Here is a 17,238-nt window from a genome sequence, read left to right on the forward strand (position 1 = left end):
ACATTAAATATCCAAGTTTTTCACGTAATGGGCATTTTCTTCGATAAACGCACGACGTGGTTCCACACGATCGCCCATTAGCATTTCAAAAATTTGGTCAGCTTCAATGGCATCATCGACACTCACTCGCGCCATTAATCGTTTTTCTGGGTCCATTGTTGTTTCCCAAAGTTGGTGATCATCCATTTCACCCAACCCTTTGTAACGTTGAACACTTGGTTTTGGTGAAGCAGGTAATTCTTCTAACACTTTTGCTAGTTCCTCTTCAGCATGTTTGCCCGGTTGAACGTAGGTGATGTTTTTCCCTTGTTTCACACCATATAGTGGTGGTTGGGCAATATACACATAACCAGCTTCAACAATTGGCCGCATGAAGCGATAGAACAAGGTTAATAACAACGTTCGAATATGCGCACCATCGACATCGGCATCGGTCATAATCACTAGTTTGTGATAACGTGCTTTAGAAACATCGAAATCTTCGCCGAAGCCTGTTCCCATAGCTGTAAATAATGACCGAATTTCTTCATTGGCTAAAATTTTATCCATGCTGGCTTTCTCAACATTCAAGATTTTCCCACGAATTGGTAAAATGGCTTGGAATTCACGGCTACGTCCTTGTTTTGCTGAACCGCCGGCCGAGTCTCCTTCGACGATAAATAATTCGCATTTTTCCGGATCTTTACTTGAGCAATCAGCCAGCTTCCCTGGCAAGTTGCTAATTTCTAACGCGCCTTTACGACGGGTGACTTCACGGGCTCTTTTAGCGGCTAAACGAGCTTTTGAGGCCAACATACCTTTTTCGACAATTTGTTTACCGACTGTTGGATTTTCCATCAAGAATTTTGTAAAGTATTCTGAGAATAAACGATCCGTAACGGTCCGTACTTCTGAGTTCCCTAATTTCGTTTTCGTTTGCCCTTCAAATTGAGGATCGGGATGTTTGATGGAAACCACTGCGGTTAAACCTTCACGAACATCTTCCCCAGTTAATTTTTCATCGTTTTCTTTCATCAATTTTTGTTTACGTGCATAATCATTAATCACACGTGTTAAAGAAGTTTTAAAACCAGATTCATGCGTTCCGCCTTCATAAGTATGAATATTGTTGGCAAAACTTAAAATATTGGAGTGGTAGCCATCTGTATACTGCATTGACACTTCCACTGTAATATCTTGTTGCTCTCCTTCAATGAAGATTGGCTCTGGGAAAATAACGTCTTTATTGGCATTTAAATGCTCAACATAACTCTTAATCCCGCCTTCATAGTGATACTCTTTTTTATCTTCTTGTCCTTCACGACGGTCTTCAATTGAAATGTGTAAGCCTCGATTTAAAAAGGCTAATTCACGAACCCGTGTTGCTAATTTATCAAAATCATAAACGGTTGTTTCTGTAAAAATTTCAGGATCTGGAATAAAGTGAACAGTGGTTCCGTGACGATCCGTTTCTTCGATAACTTTTAGGTCATCAACAACCGCACCACGACGATATTCTTGGTAATACACTTTGCCATCTTTATAAACACGAACATCTAAACTGGTCGATAAAGCATTAACAACAGAGGAACCAACACCGTGCAAGCCACCTGATACTTTATAGCCGCCACCGCCAAATTTCCCGCCGGCATGTAGCACTGTAAACACTGTTTCCACAGCTGGGCGACCTGTTTTGGCTTGAATCCCGACTGGAATTCCACGACCATCATCGATAACAGTAATACTATCGTCTGGTTCGATAATTACTTGAATTGATTTAGCAAATCCTGCTAAGGCTTCGTCGATAGAGTTGTCAACGATTTCCCATACTAAGTGGTGTAACCCTTCGCCACTAGTAGAACCTATGTACATACCAGGACGTTTCCGGACAGCTTCTAAGCCCTCCAAAACTTGAATCTGACTAGCGTCATATTCTTGCGCACGTTCTCTCATGTTTTTTTCTTCTTCTGTCATGTCGCTGAATTCCTTTCTATCTTGCCTTGTTGAACATAAAAAATATCTGGTTCAACTGTTAGCTTGTCTTTTATGTGATCTAAACTAGTTGTCGTTAAGAACGTTTGAACTTTGCCTTCAATCGTTTCTAACAAGTGAATTTGACGTTCATTATCTAATTCACTCATGACATCATCTAGTAATAACACAGGATATTCTCCTGTTTCTGAATGCATCAAATCAATCTCTGCCAATTTAATACTTAAAGCTGTCGTCCGCTGTTGGCCTTGTGAGCCATACGTTTGAACATTTTGACCATTGACAATAAATAGCAAATCGTCACGATGAGGGCCTAAAAAAGTATTCGCTTTAAACAATTCACGCTTACGATTGTTCATTAATTGTTGGAGCAATTGATTTTGAAGTGCTTCTAAGGAAAGATCCGTGTTGTCAATTGGGATGCTTGATGCGTAGTCAATGGTGAGCGTTTCGCGTCCATGACTAATTTTTTGATGGAGTAAGTTTGCCCAGTGTTCTAATTTTTTAAGAAAACCTAACCGAGCGTATAGAACTTTCCCGCCAAATTCAGCTAGCTGCTCTGTCAAAATATCCAGATAAACAGTATCTGTTTGTTTCTTTTCAGCTAGTTGTTTTAGGTATTGGTTCCGTTGCTTTAAAACAGACTGATATTGGACAAGATCATAAAGATAAATAGGACTCACTTGTCCGAGTTCCATGTCAATAAATTTCCGGCGGACTTGAGGTGAGCCTTTCACCAAAGATAAATCTTCTGGGGCAAATAAAATAACATTCAGTTGCCCAATGTACGCACTGAGCCTTTTTTGCTCAATGTGGTTAACCTTGGTTTTACGTCCTTTGTTGGAAATTAAAATTTCCAACGGCACGGTGCCTGTCTTTTTTTCAACCACGCCGCTAATTTTAGCTGCTGCTTGTTCCCAGCCAATTAATTCTTTTTCATTGCTGGTTCGATGACTTCGTGTCATTGCTAGAACATAAATGCTTTCTAACAAGTTGGTTTTTCCTTGGGCGTTTTCGCCTAAAAAAAGATTTAACGTTTTTGGAAAATCTAAGCTGACTGTTTCATAATTACGATAATGCTGAAGTGTCAGCTCATTCAGCCGCATCGTCGGACTCGTTTCCGTTTTTCACCATAAAAAAAGTACCTTCTTCAGGTATCTCAATCATCATGCCCGCATAAAGTTTCCGTCCGCGACGATTTTCCAACTCGCCATCAACAAACACGCTATTGTCTGCCAAATACCATTTGGCTTGGCCGCCACTACCAATGACGTTGATTTCTTTAAGAAACTGACCAAGCGTTATATACTCAGTTGCTAAAACAAACGTTTTTTTCAATGTGCATCCCTCTTTTTTCTAATACGTTCTCATATATATTATACCCTTTTTCATAAGAGAAAACAAATTTATCTGTCTAATTTTCATTCTAAGCAATTTTAATTCTAAATGACCGAAAATATTATTAGGATAAAAAAACTCTTAAAAAGCATTTTAAAACGGAAATTGATATTTTCTTGAGAAAAAAGGGGCCTGATTTGGCAGAAATGACGAGTAGCGTTTAACTAAAAAACAATTAGGGGTAACTCAACGACAAACGAAGAGGGCGTGCATTGAAGAAAAGTAGCTTGTAGAGGTCTGAGCGTCGTTTTAAGCAACGTGAACTTCTTTCACTAGGAAATATTCATAAAAAAATGAACAGCCCTTAAACGAAAAATTAAAGGGCTTTTTTCTTTATCCCCGAAAAAAAAGGCAGAATTTATTCGTCAAACGATAGTTCAAACATTCACAATATAATTAGCGTAAAAGCTATTACGATTTTAAAAAGCTTATCTAGCAGCGTTTATCGGCTTTAAATAGACGACAAAAAAGAACCTTCGGCGATCATAGTGATTTTCCGAAGGTCTTTTTTAAACATGATTAATTTGTACGAACCGGTGTAATTAGTTGAATGAAATCTAGTTCTGTTTCGGTTGGCTCCAATGTAAACGGACGAATTGGAGAAAGGAATTTCACGGTAATATTCATATCGCCAAACGCTCGCAACGCATCTTTCATATAATCTGGGTTGAAAGAAATATCCAACGCTTCACCAGAAACATTTTCATAATTTAACGCTTCTTCGACTTTTCCAATTTCAGGTGAATTTCCATATAAAACAACAGAATCTGGTGAAATTGAAAGGCGAACAATATTGTTACGTCCTTCATGAGAAAGTAAAGAGGCACGTTCGATTGCTGAAAGCAATTCTGGTACATAAAATTCAATTTGCGTGTTATGGCTAGTTGGAATTAAACGGTTGGTATCAGGATAATTTCCTTCTAACAAACGAGAATAGAAGTACATTGTTTCTGTTTTAAATAGCACTTGGTTTTCCATAATGCTGATTTCAACCATTTCTTCTTCATTGGTTAATGAACGAGAAAGTTCAGTTAAACTTTTTCCTGGAATTACAATGTTAAAGTCTTCTACTGCTTGTTCTGTCGGGATCACACGTTGACTTAAACGATGTGAATCTGTCGCAACGGCAAGTAATTTTTGATTTTCTAAAATAAAGTGAACCCCAGTTAAAATTGGACGACTTTCGTGCATCGATACAGCAAAACCTGTTTCACTAATAATTTTTGTCAATAAATGAACAGGTAATTTCATTTGGTTTTGAGTATCAATTACTGGTAAGTGCGGATAATTGTCAGCATCTAATCCATTAACCGTAAAATCAGCTTTTCCTGAAGTAATTGCAACTTGATTGTTATCTAGAACTTCCATTGTGAACATATCTTCTGGTAATTTACGAATAATTTCGCCAAAGAAACGAGATTGTAAAACGATGCTACCTGTGCGTTCAATCGTCATTTGAGCTTTTTCATCATCTTTACTTAAAAAACTTTCAATTGAAATATCCGCGTTACTCCCAGTAAGTGATAAGCCATCTTCTGATAACACAATTTTAACACCTGTTAAGATTGGAATCGTTGTTTTAGAAGAAATTGCTCGTTGAACAGTTTGTAATTCTTGTAAAAAGACACTTCGTTTGACCGTTAATTTCATAATGTAAACTCCTTTTTAAGTATTTTCAATACGTTCTAATTTTGTACGCCACTGTTTTGTATATTATATATAAATAAATAATAAAAGTAATAGGGCATGTTGATTCTGTGGAAAAGTCAAAAAAGCATTGATTTTACTAAGTTATCCACTTGTGTATAAGTTGTGGATAACTTTGTTCTTTTTTGTTTAGTTTTCCACATCCTAAGAGTTCAATAAATTTTTAATTTCACTGACTTCTTTTTGAATCGCTGGATCTTTTTCCAATAATTGCTGAATCTTTTCGTGCGCATGAATCACCGTTGTATGATCTTTGCCGCCAAATTCGGCACCAATTTTTGGCAAGGAATTGTCGGTCATTTCTCTAGCAAGATACATTGAGATTTGACGAGGAACCACAATTGTTTTCACCCGTTTTTTCCCTTTTAAATCCTTAAGAGGCACATGATAATATTTGGATACTTCTTCTTGAATTTGTAAGATGGACAATTGATTTTTACTACCAACTGATTTTAGAGATTTCAAGGCGTCCGCCGCTAAACTAGTGGTAATATCTTCTCCATTAATAGTTGCAAAGGCTTGAACGCGGACCAAAGCCCCCTCTAATTCACGGATGTTGGAATCGATTTGACCAGCAATATAACTTAGTGTATCATCCGGAATTTCTAAACGCTCGGCATCTGCTTTTTTGCGCAAAATTGCAATTCGTGTTTCTAAATCAGGCGGGGTGATATCGACAGACAAACCCCAAGCAAAGCGAGAAACTAATCGTTCAGGTAATTTTGGAATATCATTCGGCGGGCGATCACTTGTTAAAACAATTTGTTTATTTTCATTGTAAAGATCGTTGAAGGTATGGAAAAATTCTTCCAATGTCGCTTCTTTTTCCGCCAAAAATTGAATATCATCGACTAATAATAAGTCAACATTGCGATATTCTTTCCGAAATTGTTCGGATGTTTTTGTTTGAATTGAGTTGATAAATTCATTCGTAAACGTTTCGCTACTAACATATTTGACTTTGGCATCTGGTTGATTCACTAACATTTGATGACCAATAGCATGCATCAAATGGGTTTTCCCTAACCCTACACCGCCATAGAAGAAAAGGGGATTGTAAATCGAACCCGGATCCTCGGCAACAACAAGCGCTGCAGCGTGAGCCATTTGGTTTCCTTTACCAATAACGAAGGTGTCGAAAGTGTACTTAGGATTAAGCATCGCTTTTTTACTTTGTTCACTAAAAACAACTTCTTCTTCGGCAGGTTCTTCGAGTTCTTGTGCCAGTGCTGCGTCTTTTTCATCGGCAACAACAAAATGGGGCATCACTTCTGCACCGGTCAATTTAAATCCAGTTTCGACAATTTTTGCCGAAAGATTTTTTTCCCAGTAATCACGATGAACTGCAGAAGGGACTTCTAGCCACAATTGATTGTTGTCTAATTTCAAAGGGCGTGTGGTTTTAATCCAAGCATCAAAACTTGGCGCCGACAAAATCGCTTGATAGGCTTCTTCAAGGCTATGCCAAAAACTTTCCACGTCGGGCATACAGTGACCTCCTATATGTTTAAATTTTGGTTATCTAAAAAATGTGGATAACTTAAAAGAATGAGCATAGTCGATTTTAGCATTTTTTTAAAACTTTTTCCACAAGCAATTGTTCAATGTGGAAAAAAAGTACACAAGGGTGAAAAAAGTTTTCCACAGGGTGTCGACACTTGCGGAAGAAAGTGGTTGTTGAATGAGTTATCCACAAAAAGTTGAGAATAATTAAGCTTGACACAATCATGTTTCAAGAACTTATCAACAGTCAAAAAAACACCTGTGTAAAACTTTTTAACAGGCTGTTTTTTTGTGTAAAACTAGTGGAAAAATGGCTGTGAACAGAAAAAAATGTGGAAAACTATCCACAAGCTACTCACAGGAAAATTTAATCTGTGGATAATTGAAACGAATCTTTCTCAGGAAATATTTCTTAAATTTTATTGACAAAAGACCCTATTACTCGTTATACTATCAAAGTATGTCTATATATTGATGGATAGTTACAATTTCAGGAGGTGTAATTGCATGAAAAGAACGTATCAACCAAACAAACGTAAACGCCAAAAAGTTCACGGATTCCGTAAACGTATGAGCACTAAAAATGGCCGTCGCGTATTAGCAAGCCGTCGTCGTAAAGGTAGAAAAGTTATTTCTGCTTAATGATGGTCTGGTCTTTTAAACAGTCAATTTCTAAGAACCCTTAGTTATCTCCATAATTTTTTGGAAGATGTGAAGATAACTAAGGGTTCTTTTTCTATTTTCAATAAAAGAAAGCAGGATTCTATAGAAAAGGCTACTAAAAAAGAGCGGAAATATGCTATTATTATTAAGAAGTAAAAAAATATAGAAACAAAGGGATGCCGATGAAAAAGTCCTACCGTGTCAAGAAAGAAAAAGAATTTCAACAGGTGTTTAATAAAAAACAATCTTGTGCAAATCGTCGTTTCGTGGTGTACGTTTTAGAGAAACCACAACAAGCCCATTTTCGGGTGGGGATTTCTGTTGGGAAGAAAATTGGAAACGCGGTCACAAGAAATGCTGTGAAGCGGAAAATCCGCGCGAGTTTATTTCAATTAAAAGACCGTATCTCTCCAGAAATTGATTTTATCGTGATTGCACGTCCAGGATTGGAAAAGTTATCGTCTGAAGAAGTGAAAGCTAATTTAACACATGTGTTAAATTTAGCTAAAATATTAGATGTAAGAGAGGGAATTGAGTAGTGAAGAAGTATAAGCGCTTATTATTAATGGCTGGGTTAGTGACCTTAGTCTTTGTTTTATCCGCCTGCGGAACCGCGCCCGTAAGTGAAAGTAGTACAGGAATTTGGGATCGATACATTGTTTATTATTTTGCCCAAGCGATTAAGTTCCTATCATTAGGCGGCAGTGTTGGAATTGGGATTATCCTATTTACGTTAGTCATCCGGATTATTTTATTGCCGTTGATGCATTTCCAAACGAAGAGTATGCGTAAAACACAAGAGTTGCAACCGCAATTAAAGGCCTTGCAACAAAAATACTCTTCAAAAGATCCTGAAACACAACGCTTATTCCGAGAAGAACAGCAACGTTTGTATGCAGAGAATAATGTGAATCCTTACATTGGCTGTTTACCACTGTTGGTTCAACTACCAATCATGATGGCTTTGTATCAAGCCATTTCACGCGTGCCTGAGTTAAAAGAAGGAACGTTCTTGTGGTTAAGCCTCGATAAGCCGGATCCGTATTTAATTTTACCGATTTTAGCGGCTGTCTTTACGTTTGCTAGTACGTATCTTTCAAGTATGAGCCAACTAGAAACAAATGCCTCACTGAAAATTATGAATTACGTTATGCCAGCGATGATCTTCTTTATGGGGATTTCATTAGCCAGCAGTTTATCTCTTTACTGGGTGGTCTCAAATGCCTTCCAAACAGGGCAAACATTGTTATTAAACAATCCATTCAAAATCCGTAAAGAGCGGGAGGAAGCAGCACGTCAAGCCAAAGCACGGGAGCGAGCGCTTGAACGAGCAAAAAGTCCTAAGAAAAAAGGGAAGAAAAAATAAAGGAGGTCGTTCAGATGCCGATTTATGAAGGAAATACAATCGAAGAAGCAACGCAGAAAGGCTTACAAGCACTTGGTTTAACTAAAGAGGATGTTACAATTGATGTGTTAGACGAAGGAAAAAAAGGATTTTTAGGTCTAGGAAAAAAACTTGCCCAAATTTCAATGGAACCAACGATTAGTGAGCAAGTCACAGAAGCGGTCGAAGAAACAGTGGAAGATATTGTTGTTGCCGATGAAGCAACAGCAGTGGAAGAAGCAGTTGAGGAATTAACCGAAGCAATTCCTAGTCTCTCAGAGGAATCAACACATTCTTTAGAAAATCTGGAAGACGAAGCTGCTATTACTGAATTAGCGATGTATTTAACGAATATTTCAAATGAACTGAACGCCCCTGCCATGGTTCGCATAGCGCGCGAGAATGGCAATATTATCTTCCATTTAGAAACAGAAAAACAAGGTATCTTAATTGGAAAACACGGAAAAGTGTTAAATGCGTTACAGTACTTAGCGCAAGTCTTTATTCACCGCATTGCAAGCAATAAGCTATCGATTGTTGTAAATGTCGGAAATTATCGTGAAAAACGTCATGAAATTTTGGAACGTTTAGCGAAACGCACCGCGGAAAAAGCCAAACGCACTGGGCGGCCAGTCTTCTTGGAACCAATGCCGGCTTTTGAAAGAAAACAAATTCATCACACGCTAAGTAAAGATGAGCAAATCAAAACCCATTCTGAAGGGGATGAACCTTATCGGTATTTAGTGGTTGAACCAGTTAAGAAGTATTTTTAAACAAACAAAGAAACGTTGGCAACTCTCAGCAGGGACTGAATAGTTGCCAACGTTTCTTTGTTAAATGATTTTTTAGCCGTCTCCGTTTCTTTTTTTGTGTTATGATAATCAGTAATTACTCCAGTAGTAAATTCAAATGAAAAAGTTTTGTAAAGAGACGTAGGGGGAGCAACAGGTATGCGTACGGAGAAAATACTGGTTGTAGATGATGATGCAGCAGTTCGTCGTTTGATTTGGAAAGCGTTACAATCAACAGGTATTCTTATTTACCAAAGTGAATCAATTGAAAAAACAAAAGATATCGTGTCCAGAGTTACCTTTGATTTGTTCATTTTAGATGATAACTTGGAACATGACAGCGATGGTTACTACTTAGTCCAAATGATTAGAGAGAAATATCCACTGGTGCCAATTATCTTTTTTAGTAGCAAAAAAGAAGAAGAGGATATTATTGCAGCCTTGGAAATGGGCGTGGATAGTTATATAACGAAACCTTTTTCCTTGAATGTTTTTAAGGCTCAGGTGATTGCTTCGTTGAATCGGGCTCGAATGATTCGAAAACAATTGAATGTTTACAAAAAAGAAGAGCTACAGGTAGGCGATTTCCGTTTTGATTATGGTCGTTATCAACTATTTAAAAAGGATTTACCTATCTCATTGTCTTCGAAAGAAGTTCAATTAATTCAATTTTTTCTGGAGAATCCCGAGCAAGTATTCTCTAAAGAACAAATTTACAGCAGTGTTTGGGGTACTGGGGATGTCGATGCGAATACGATTATGGTTTTTATTAATCGTTTACGAAGTAAATTAGAAGAAAACCCGAAAGAACCTTGTTACCTTCGGACCGTTTGGGGCATTGGTTATACCTTTACGCCAGATGGTTGCGTACAAAAAAAATGAAAAAAGGCCCGCAGTTGCACGAGCGACTGCGGGTCTTTTTTGCTTATTCAATTTGTCGACGTTCCATTTCTTTCAAAATAAATTGAAGCGAACGATTTAGATGTTCATGGGTTAAAAGTGTGATCTGGTCAATATTCTTTGTTTTCATTCCGCGGAAAATTAACCAATGTTCTTCTAGGGCAATACTACGACGTTCTGAGGCACGAATCGCAATATCTCTGAAATAGATTAAGTAAGCATGGAGATCAGTCACAATTTTTTTTAAACGTAGCATCTGACTCTTAGTATAAATAAAGGAATTAAAATCTGAAAAGTTCTGTAGTAAGTCATCTACTTGGTTATTTTTATTGTATTGTTCTCCTTCGAGAAGTAAGGCTTCCAATTCATCAAAATCTTCTGGTGTCATGAGTTCCATGGCTTTAATGGTTGCTAAAGTGTCCAAAGATTTACGAATATCATAAATTTCATAAGCATCTTTCATACTAATCCCTTTAACCACGATACCCACCATAGGTATATGTTCCACCAATTGTTCTTTGACCAATTCTTGTAAAGCAAAGCGAATGGGCGTCCGACTAATGTTTAATTGCTCGGAAAATTCTTTTTCGTTAATCCGTTCACCCGCAGGAATATCCCCTAAAATAATGGTTTTTTTAAAGGCTTCATAGGTACAAATTTTTAGAGGTTTACTGCTGGTTAAATCTAAGTTCCGTTTTACTGCTTCAACCGTTGGATTCATATGAGGCACCTCCCTATAGGTTATTTTTATAGATAATAAATATAATATTAAAAATGAAAATATAACGCAAGAAAAGACAAAATGAAAAGAAAACCGAGGAGAAAAGGTACTCCTACGGTTTCAGCGACGACGTTTAATTTTGTGGAATAAATAAAGGCATGTGACCTAAAGCAACAATTGTTACAACGAAAATAACGAAAATTCCTAAGGCATATTTTGCCGATTCTTTTTGCCATTGACCCATATCTAAACCAGTTAAACGTAATAGCAAGTAAATAAATGCCACTAATGGACTTAATAAGTGGAACGCTTGCCCCATTAAGGAAGCTAAAGCCATAGACATATTGTCAAATCCATAAGAACGTCCAGCTTCTGCTAGGACTGGTAAGACACCGAAATAGAAACCATCGTTTGAAATAAAGAATGTTCCTGGTGCTGAAATGAACGCAATCACTAAGCCCCAAGCGCCGGCTAATTGTTTTGGAATAATATTAACAAAGCTATTTGCTAAGGCATTGGCCATACCAGAACCTTGGAATAAGCCCATGAAGACGCCAGCAGCAAAAACTAAGATAACTACTTGCACAGCATCACCAGCATTTGCACTGATGCGGCTGCTTTGATCTTTTAATTTTGGATAGTTGATCATTAAAGCGATACAAGTACCAACTAGGAATAATAATAACGGTGGCATTTCAATCCACGAAGGCAAACCTAATTGACCAACGAATGAACTTAGGACTAACCAACCGATTAAGACAATCGTTAAAATACCATTGAACGCAAAATTCTTTGGACGACGAATTTCTAATAATTCTGGATCGTTAACAATAGTCATTTCTTCCAATTCTTTATCAGTAAGCGTTGTCACGCCTAAGCGAGCACGTTCTTTTTTCCCCATGCGATAAGCAACAAAGAAGATAACATACAATACAGATAAAATCATACCAGGTGCTAAATAAGAAAGAATGTCGGCATCAACTTCTAGTACGGCCATGGCACGAGCTGTTGGACCGCCCCAAGGTAATAAGTTCATAATGGTGTTTTGTAAGATAACAAGCACACCTAAATTCATCAATTTCATATTAAGTTTTTTGTAGATGGGAATAAACGCAGAACAGCAAATCAAGGTCGTGGTTGTTCCATCTCCGTTTAAGGAAACAGCAGCAGCAACTACCGCAGTAGCCATCAAGACTTTCATTGGATCGCCTTTAGCAAAGTAAATCATTTTTTTAGTGATTGGGTCAAACAAACCAGCGTCCAACATAATAGAGAAGTAAAGAATGGCAAATAATAACATAATACCAGTTTTTGAAGTAGTTGAAATCCCATCTAAGACGAAATTCCCAATGTTGACTTCAGGGACAACACCGTCAGCACCAGGTGGCGGACTCGCTACTCCAGTTGCAATTGCAATCAAAGTAAAAATAAGAGGAATAATTACTAAAGATGTAAACGGTGACAATTTCTTTTTCATGATTACATACATAAAGATGATAATCATACCATAAGCTAAAATAGTGAGTAACATGTTTTTCTTCCTTTCTTTTTTTAGAACTTTTTTGTAAGCGTTAACAACCGGTGTTAATAAAAAAGAATAGCCATGAGAAATGTTTCACAGTATTCTGGTTTACAACAAAAAATATTTTTTGTGTTTGTCTATAGTGTGAGAATATACAAACTTTCGCAGAGAATAAATAGCCTAAAACAAAAAGAACATCAAAAAAACAATTCAACAATCAAATTCTTATTAATAACTTAATATAATATTAATAGAATCTTAACGGCTGATAAATGCTTATATACCAATGTTTACAGAGTTTTTTTCACAAAATAAACAATAAAAGAACAATCTGAGCTAGTGTTTTCACTAGGTTTTTTAACGGTTTTTTCTATAATGAACGTATACCAAGAATTAGTGAAAGGAGAGACAATATGGGCCTATTTAAGTCCTTATTCAAGAAAGAGCAACACACGCAGGATACCGAGATTAATGAAAGCGTTATCCAACGTGAAGCGGATAACTTGGAAAAGCGATGGATAGATATACCAGCATATATTCCTGCTGAACCAAAAGAATATCAATTGGTAAGTATTGTGGCCACTGCCATCGCAGCAGGAGAGTTTCCAGAAAGTCGTTTTGTTATCAAAAAAATCGCAAAACGAAATCCAGAAGCAAAAGAAGTTGCCATTATTGCAGCCAGTATAGCTGCAGAGCTTTCAGAAGAGTCTCAGCTAGTTGTCAAAAGAATTTCAAAACAAAACCTTGAGGAGGATCATTATGTTACGCAAATTTAAAATTTCAATTGATGGGAAAGAATATTTAGTCGAGATGGAAGAAATCGGTGGCGTCCCACAACCAGCACCTGTTGCGCCACAACCAACAGCGCCAGTTGCTACGACAGAAACACCAGCCCCTGCTGTTGAAGAAGCCCCAGCGCCAGCAGCACAGCCAGCCGCCCCAGCAGGAGCAGATGCAATGCCTGCGCCAATGCCAGGAACTGTGTTAAAAGTATTAGTCAATGTTGGTGATACGGTGTCCGAGAACCAACCATTGTTAATTTTAGAAGCAATGAAGATGGAAAATGAAATCGTTGCAGGAAAAGCAGGTACGGTAACAGGAATTCATGTTACCCAAGGCCAAATTGTGAATCCAGGGGAACCATTAATAACAATTAACTAGAATTAATTTAAGAAGAGGAAGTGATTTGTGTGGAGACACTGATTCAAGGTGTTATAGGAATGGGCCAAGAACCAGGACGCATTGTGATGATGCTGATTGGTGGACTATTAATGTATTTAGGAATAAAAAAAGAGTATGAACCAACACTTTTAGTGCCGATGGGTTTAGGAACGATTTTAGTGAACTTTCCTAATTCCGGCGTATTGAGCGCTGGCGGCGAGCCTGGTCCGTTTAATGTTCTTTTTGATTTTGGAATAAAAACAGAGTTATTCCCGTTATTATTATTTATTGGGATTGGGGCAATGATTGATTTCGGTCCATTGTTACAAAATCCGTTTATGTTGATGTTTGGTGCCGCTGCACAGTTTGGGATTTTCTTTACAGTTATTATGGCTGTTTTATTAGGTTTTGATTTAAACGATGCTGCTTCGATCGGGATTATTGGTGCCGCTGATGGCCCAACGTCTATTTTCGTAGCAAATACCTTACATTCAAAATACATGGGGGCCATAATGGTTGCCGCATACTCCTACATGGCGTTAGTTCCGATTATTCAACCAGTAGCGATTAAAGCAGTGACGACGAAAGCCGAACGTCGGATCCGTATGACTTATCGGGCCGGTGAAGTTTCTCAAACAGCGAAAATTCTTTTCCCGGTTGTTATTACGATTGTCGCAGGGTTAATTGCGCCGGTGTCATTACCATTAGTTGGTTTCTTAATGTTTGGGAACTTATTAAGAGAATGTGGCGTTTTGGATCGCTTATCCATTACAGCTCAAAATGAATTGGTGAATATTATTAGTATCTTGCTAGGACTATCTATTTCCGTTAGCATGAACTATGCAGAGTTCTTAAAAGTCGATACGTTGATGGTTATTGGCTTAGGGTTAGTCGCCTTTATTATGGACTCAGTCGGCGGCGTACTTTTTGCTAAATTCTTGAATTTATTTAGAAAAGAAAAAATTAATCCAATGATTGGTGCTGCGGGTATTTCCGCTTTCCCAATGTCTAGTCGGGTTATTCAAAAAATGGCTACGGATGAAGACCCACAAAACTTTATTTTAATGCATGCTGCTGGTGCCAACGTTTCAGGACAAATCGCTTCTGTAATTGCTGGTGGCTTACTATTAGCCTTTTTAACATAGGACGGAAAGGAGAACGAATACATGTCTGTTAACATGGAAGATTTAAAAATTGCTTTTGAACTGTTAGGTTTTGGTTGGGGCGGCGTTTTCGTTGTTTTATTTATCATTTATCTAGCATCTAAATTACTAACAAAATTATTTCCAATTAAAAAATAAAGGAGGTTATTGCTGTGAACAGCGTATATACAATGAAAAGAATCTGGTTGCAAAAAGATAAAAAAGCTTATCAAGCTTGGCGCGAATTAATGGAAAAAGCCGCATTGCAAACGACAGAAGCACTTGATTACACCGTTGGCATATATGATGACACAGCATTAATCGCCTCTGGCTCGCTTTCAGGCAAAACGATTAAGTGCGTGGCCGTTTGTAAAAAATATCAATCTGAAAATTTGTTAACCCAATTGGTAGTTCATCTACTTGAAAAACTGAGAGAAGAAAACCAATTACACAGTTTTTTGTATACAAAACCAAAAAATGAACAAATTTTTCAGTCGCTAGGCTTTCAAAAAGTGGTTGCGAATCAAGAGGTGCTATTTATGGAGCAAGGCAAACCAGATTTTGCCGATTATCTTGGTTACCTGACACAGCATAAAAAAGCAGGACCAGCCAGTAGCATTGTCATGAATGCAAATCCTTTTACGAAAGGCCATCAGTACTTAGTCGAAAAAGCAGCCAAAGAAAGTCCGCACGTTTATGTGTTTGTTTTATCTGAAGATAAATCGCTGTTTTCAAAAGAAGCACGTTTCGCAATGGTGCAAAAAGGGGTAGCCCATTTACCCAATGTGACAGTCCTATCTACAGAAGATTACTTAGTTTCGTCTGCGACTTTTCCTACCTATTTTTTGAAAGAAAAAGCGCCATTAGAGGTAGCTGCAATTCAAGCAACGCTTGATGCAACGTTATTTAAAGAAAGAATTGCGCCAATACTTGAAATTCAGCAACGTTATGTGGGAGAAGAGCCTTATTCAGAAGTGACCGATGTCTACAATCAAGCAATGCAACAAGTTTTCGGACAAACGATAACGCTAACCATTGTCCCGCGATTAGCGATTGGTGGAGAGCTGATTAGTGCGACGAAAGTTCGCAAAGCGATGGCTGAAGGCGACAAAGAGACACTCAAGAAGTTTTTACCAGCAACAAGTTATCAATACTTAGTAGAACACAAGAAACTAATGAGGTGAAGAAAGTGAAGATTATCAAAAATGCTACTGCAGGAACAGTAGAATCAAGTGATATTATGATTACCGTCCAACCCATTGAATCAACAGAAAATACCATTGAATTAGAAAGTAGTGTCGAAAAACAATTTGGCAATCAAATTCGTCAGGTGATTACGACAACTTTGGAACATTTAGATGTCCAAGGCGTTGCGGTCAAGGCGATTGATAAAGGGGCATTAGATTGTACAATCAAAGCTCGGATGATTACAGTTTTACATCGAGGCGCTGAAAAAGAAACGTATGATTGGAAGGAGTTGGACTCATGGAACGTTTAAGAAGAACAATGATGTTTGTCCCTGGAGCGAACGCAGCAATGCTAAGAGATGCACCTTTGTATGGGGCAGATTCAATCATGTTTGATTTAGAAGATGCAGTTTCATTAAAAGAAAAAGACTCTGCCCGTGTTTTAGTCCATTCTGCTTTGAAAACTTTCGATTATGGCAATATTGAAATTGTTGTTCGAATCAATGCTTTAGATGCCGGTGGCGCAGAAGATATTGAAGCAATGGTCTTAGCTGGTGTCGATGTGATTCGTTTACCAAAAACAGAAACAGCCCAAGATATCATTGATGTCGAGGCAGTCATTACAGAAGTAGAACAGCAAAATGACATTCCCGTAGGAACAACGAAAATGATGGCTGCTATCGAATCGGCTGAAGGTGTTCTAAATGCGCCCGCGATTGCCAAAAGTTCAACTCGCTTGATTGGCATCGCGTTAGGCGCCGAAGACTATGTTACCAATATGAAAACACGGCGTCATCCAGATGGCCAAGAACTATTCTTTGCTCGTAGCATGATTTTACATGCCGCTCGAGCAGCTGGGATTGCAGCTATTGATACGGTCTATTCAGATGTAGACAATACGGAAGGCTTTGAAGCCGAAGTTCGTTTGATTAAACAGCTAGGTTTCGATGGGAAATCGGTGATTAACCCTCGTCAAATCCCATTGGTTAATACTATTTATGCGCCAACAGAAAAAGAAATCCAGAATGCTAAGGAAGTAATCTGGGGCATTCGGGAAGCCGAAGCAAAAGGTTCCGGTGTTATCTCCGTAAATGGAAAAATGGTTGATAAACCAATTGTTGAACGAGCTGAACGGGTCATTGCGTTAGCATTGGCGGCTAAATTAATTACCGAGGAGGAAATATAGAC

At 38.0% G+C, this 17,238-nt stretch carries 19 protein-coding genes; 12 read left to right on the top strand and 7 right to left on the bottom strand.

The window, feature by feature from the left end; genetic code table 11:
* Positions 1-3: 3 nt before the first annotated feature.
* The 5 genes from gyrB to dnaA all read right to left on the bottom strand — a co-directional run bounded on the left by gyrB (position 4) and on the right by dnaA (position 6,564).
* Complete coding sequence (gene gyrB / locus AB3I34_RS10040; RefSeq protein WP_002359210.1) at positions 4-1,953, bottom strand: DNA topoisomerase (ATP-hydrolyzing) subunit B; 1,950 nt, start codon at positions 1,951-1,953, stop codon at positions 4-6.
* Positions 1,950-3,077, bottom strand: a complete 1,128-nt coding sequence (recF, locus tag AB3I34_RS10045; RefSeq protein WP_002356016.1) for a DNA replication/repair protein RecF — start codon at positions 3,075-3,077, stop codon at positions 1,950-1,952. Before recF ends, gyrB begins: the two co-directional genes overlap by 4 nt.
* On the bottom strand, positions 3,064-3,309 hold the full coding sequence (gene yaaA / locus AB3I34_RS10050; protein WP_002356015.1) for a S4 domain-containing protein YaaA: 246 nt from the start codon (positions 3,307-3,309) through the stop codon (positions 3,064-3,066). Before yaaA ends, recF begins: the two co-directional genes overlap by 14 nt.
* Before the next feature lie 579 nt (positions 3,310-3,888).
* Positions 3,889-5,019 (bottom strand): DNA polymerase III subunit beta, encoded by a 1,131-nt coding sequence (dnaN, locus tag AB3I34_RS10055; protein ID WP_002356014.1) that lies wholly within the window; start codon positions 5,017-5,019, stop codon positions 3,889-3,891.
* Between the two features lie 201 nt (positions 5,020-5,220).
* Positions 5,221-6,564: a chromosomal replication initiator protein DnaA gene (gene dnaA / locus AB3I34_RS10060; RefSeq protein WP_002356013.1), complete on the bottom strand. Its 1,344-nt coding sequence runs from the start codon at positions 6,562-6,564 to the stop codon at positions 5,221-5,223.
* A gap of 522 nt (positions 6,565-7,086) precedes the next feature.
* On the opposite strand from dnaA, the gene rpmH reads away from it, so the two are divergent.
* The 5 genes from rpmH (at position 7,087) to AB3I34_RS10085 (ending at position 10,299) form a co-directional block, all read left to right on the top strand.
* Entirely contained in the window at positions 7,087-7,221 is a 135-nt protein-coding gene (rpmH, locus tag AB3I34_RS10065; RefSeq protein WP_002356012.1) for a 50S ribosomal protein L34, read from the top strand.
* A gap of 203 nt (positions 7,222-7,424) precedes the next feature.
* Positions 7,425-7,781, top strand: coding sequence for a ribonuclease P protein component (gene rnpA / locus AB3I34_RS10070; RefSeq protein WP_002356011.1), 357 nt, complete (start codon positions 7,425-7,427; stop codon positions 7,779-7,781).
* A complete protein-coding gene (locus tag AB3I34_RS10075; protein WP_002356010.1) occupies positions 7,781-8,608 on the top strand; it encodes a YidC/Oxa1 family membrane protein insertase in 828 nt (275 codons plus the stop codon). The genes rnpA and AB3I34_RS10075 overlap by 1 nt, the downstream gene beginning before the upstream one ends.
* 14 nt (positions 8,609-8,622) lie before the next feature.
* Positions 8,623-9,399, top strand: a complete 777-nt coding sequence (gene jag, locus AB3I34_RS10080) for an RNA-binding cell elongation regulator Jag/EloR (protein WP_002361456.1) — start codon at positions 8,623-8,625, stop codon at positions 9,397-9,399.
* Between the two features lie 177 nt (positions 9,400-9,576).
* Complete coding sequence (locus AB3I34_RS10085; RefSeq protein WP_002363545.1) at positions 9,577-10,299, top strand: response regulator transcription factor; 723 nt, start codon at positions 9,577-9,579, stop codon at positions 10,297-10,299.
* A 43-nt stretch (positions 10,300-10,342) separates the two neighbouring features.
* Here AB3I34_RS10085 and AB3I34_RS10090 read toward each other — a convergent pair whose 3' ends face one another.
* Both AB3I34_RS10090 and AB3I34_RS10095 read right to left on the bottom strand, forming a co-directional pair.
* Entirely contained in the window at positions 10,343-11,038 is a 696-nt protein-coding gene (locus AB3I34_RS10090; protein WP_002356006.1) for a GntR family transcriptional regulator, read from the bottom strand.
* A 133-nt stretch (positions 11,039-11,171) separates the two neighbouring features.
* Positions 11,172-12,569, bottom strand: a complete 1,398-nt coding sequence (locus tag AB3I34_RS10095) for a CitMHS family transporter (RefSeq protein ID WP_002356005.1) — start codon at positions 12,567-12,569, stop codon at positions 11,172-11,174.
* 404 nt (positions 12,570-12,973) lie between these two features.
* Between AB3I34_RS10095 and AB3I34_RS10100 the strand changes: the two genes are divergently transcribed.
* The 7 genes from AB3I34_RS10100 to citE are packed head-to-tail and all read left to right on the top strand — an operon-like array spanning position 12,974 to position 17,236.
* Entirely contained in the window at positions 12,974-13,336 is a 363-nt protein-coding gene (locus AB3I34_RS10100) for a hypothetical protein (RefSeq protein ID WP_002356004.1), read from the top strand.
* Positions 13,320-13,721, top strand: coding sequence for an acetyl-CoA carboxylase biotin carboxyl carrier protein subunit (locus tag AB3I34_RS10105; RefSeq protein ID WP_002363547.1), 402 nt, complete (start codon positions 13,320-13,322; stop codon positions 13,719-13,721). The genes AB3I34_RS10100 and AB3I34_RS10105 overlap by 17 nt, the downstream gene beginning before the upstream one ends.
* Positions 13,722-13,750: 29 nt before the next feature.
* Positions 13,751-14,866, top strand: coding sequence for a sodium ion-translocating decarboxylase subunit beta (locus AB3I34_RS10110; RefSeq protein WP_002383526.1), 1,116 nt, complete (start codon positions 13,751-13,753; stop codon positions 14,864-14,866).
* A gap of 21 nt (positions 14,867-14,887) precedes the next feature.
* Positions 14,888-15,022 carry an OadG-related small transporter subunit gene (locus AB3I34_RS10115; protein WP_002356001.1) on the top strand — a complete coding sequence of 45 codons (135 nt, stop codon included), beginning with the start codon at positions 14,888-14,890 and terminating at the stop codon, positions 15,020-15,022.
* Positions 15,023-15,054: 32 nt separating this feature from the next.
* Positions 15,055-16,047, top strand: a complete 993-nt coding sequence (citC, locus tag AB3I34_RS10120; RefSeq protein WP_002368656.1) for a [citrate (pro-3S)-lyase] ligase — start codon at positions 15,055-15,057, stop codon at positions 16,045-16,047.
* A 5-nt stretch (positions 16,048-16,052) separates the two neighbouring features.
* A complete protein-coding gene (gene citD, locus AB3I34_RS10125; protein WP_002355999.1) occupies positions 16,053-16,361 on the top strand; it encodes a citrate lyase acyl carrier protein in 309 nt (102 codons plus the stop codon).
* A complete protein-coding gene (gene citE, locus AB3I34_RS10130) occupies positions 16,349-17,236 on the top strand; it encodes a citrate (pro-3S)-lyase subunit beta (protein WP_002355998.1) in 888 nt (295 codons plus the stop codon). Before citD ends, citE begins: the two co-directional genes overlap by 13 nt.
* Positions 17,237-17,238 lie beyond the last annotated feature (2 nt).

The sequence above is a fragment of the Enterococcus sp. C102(2024) genome (genome assembly GCF_040888205.1).
GTDB classification, from domain to species: Bacteria; Bacillota; Bacilli; order Lactobacillales; family Enterococcaceae; genus Enterococcus; species Enterococcus faecalis.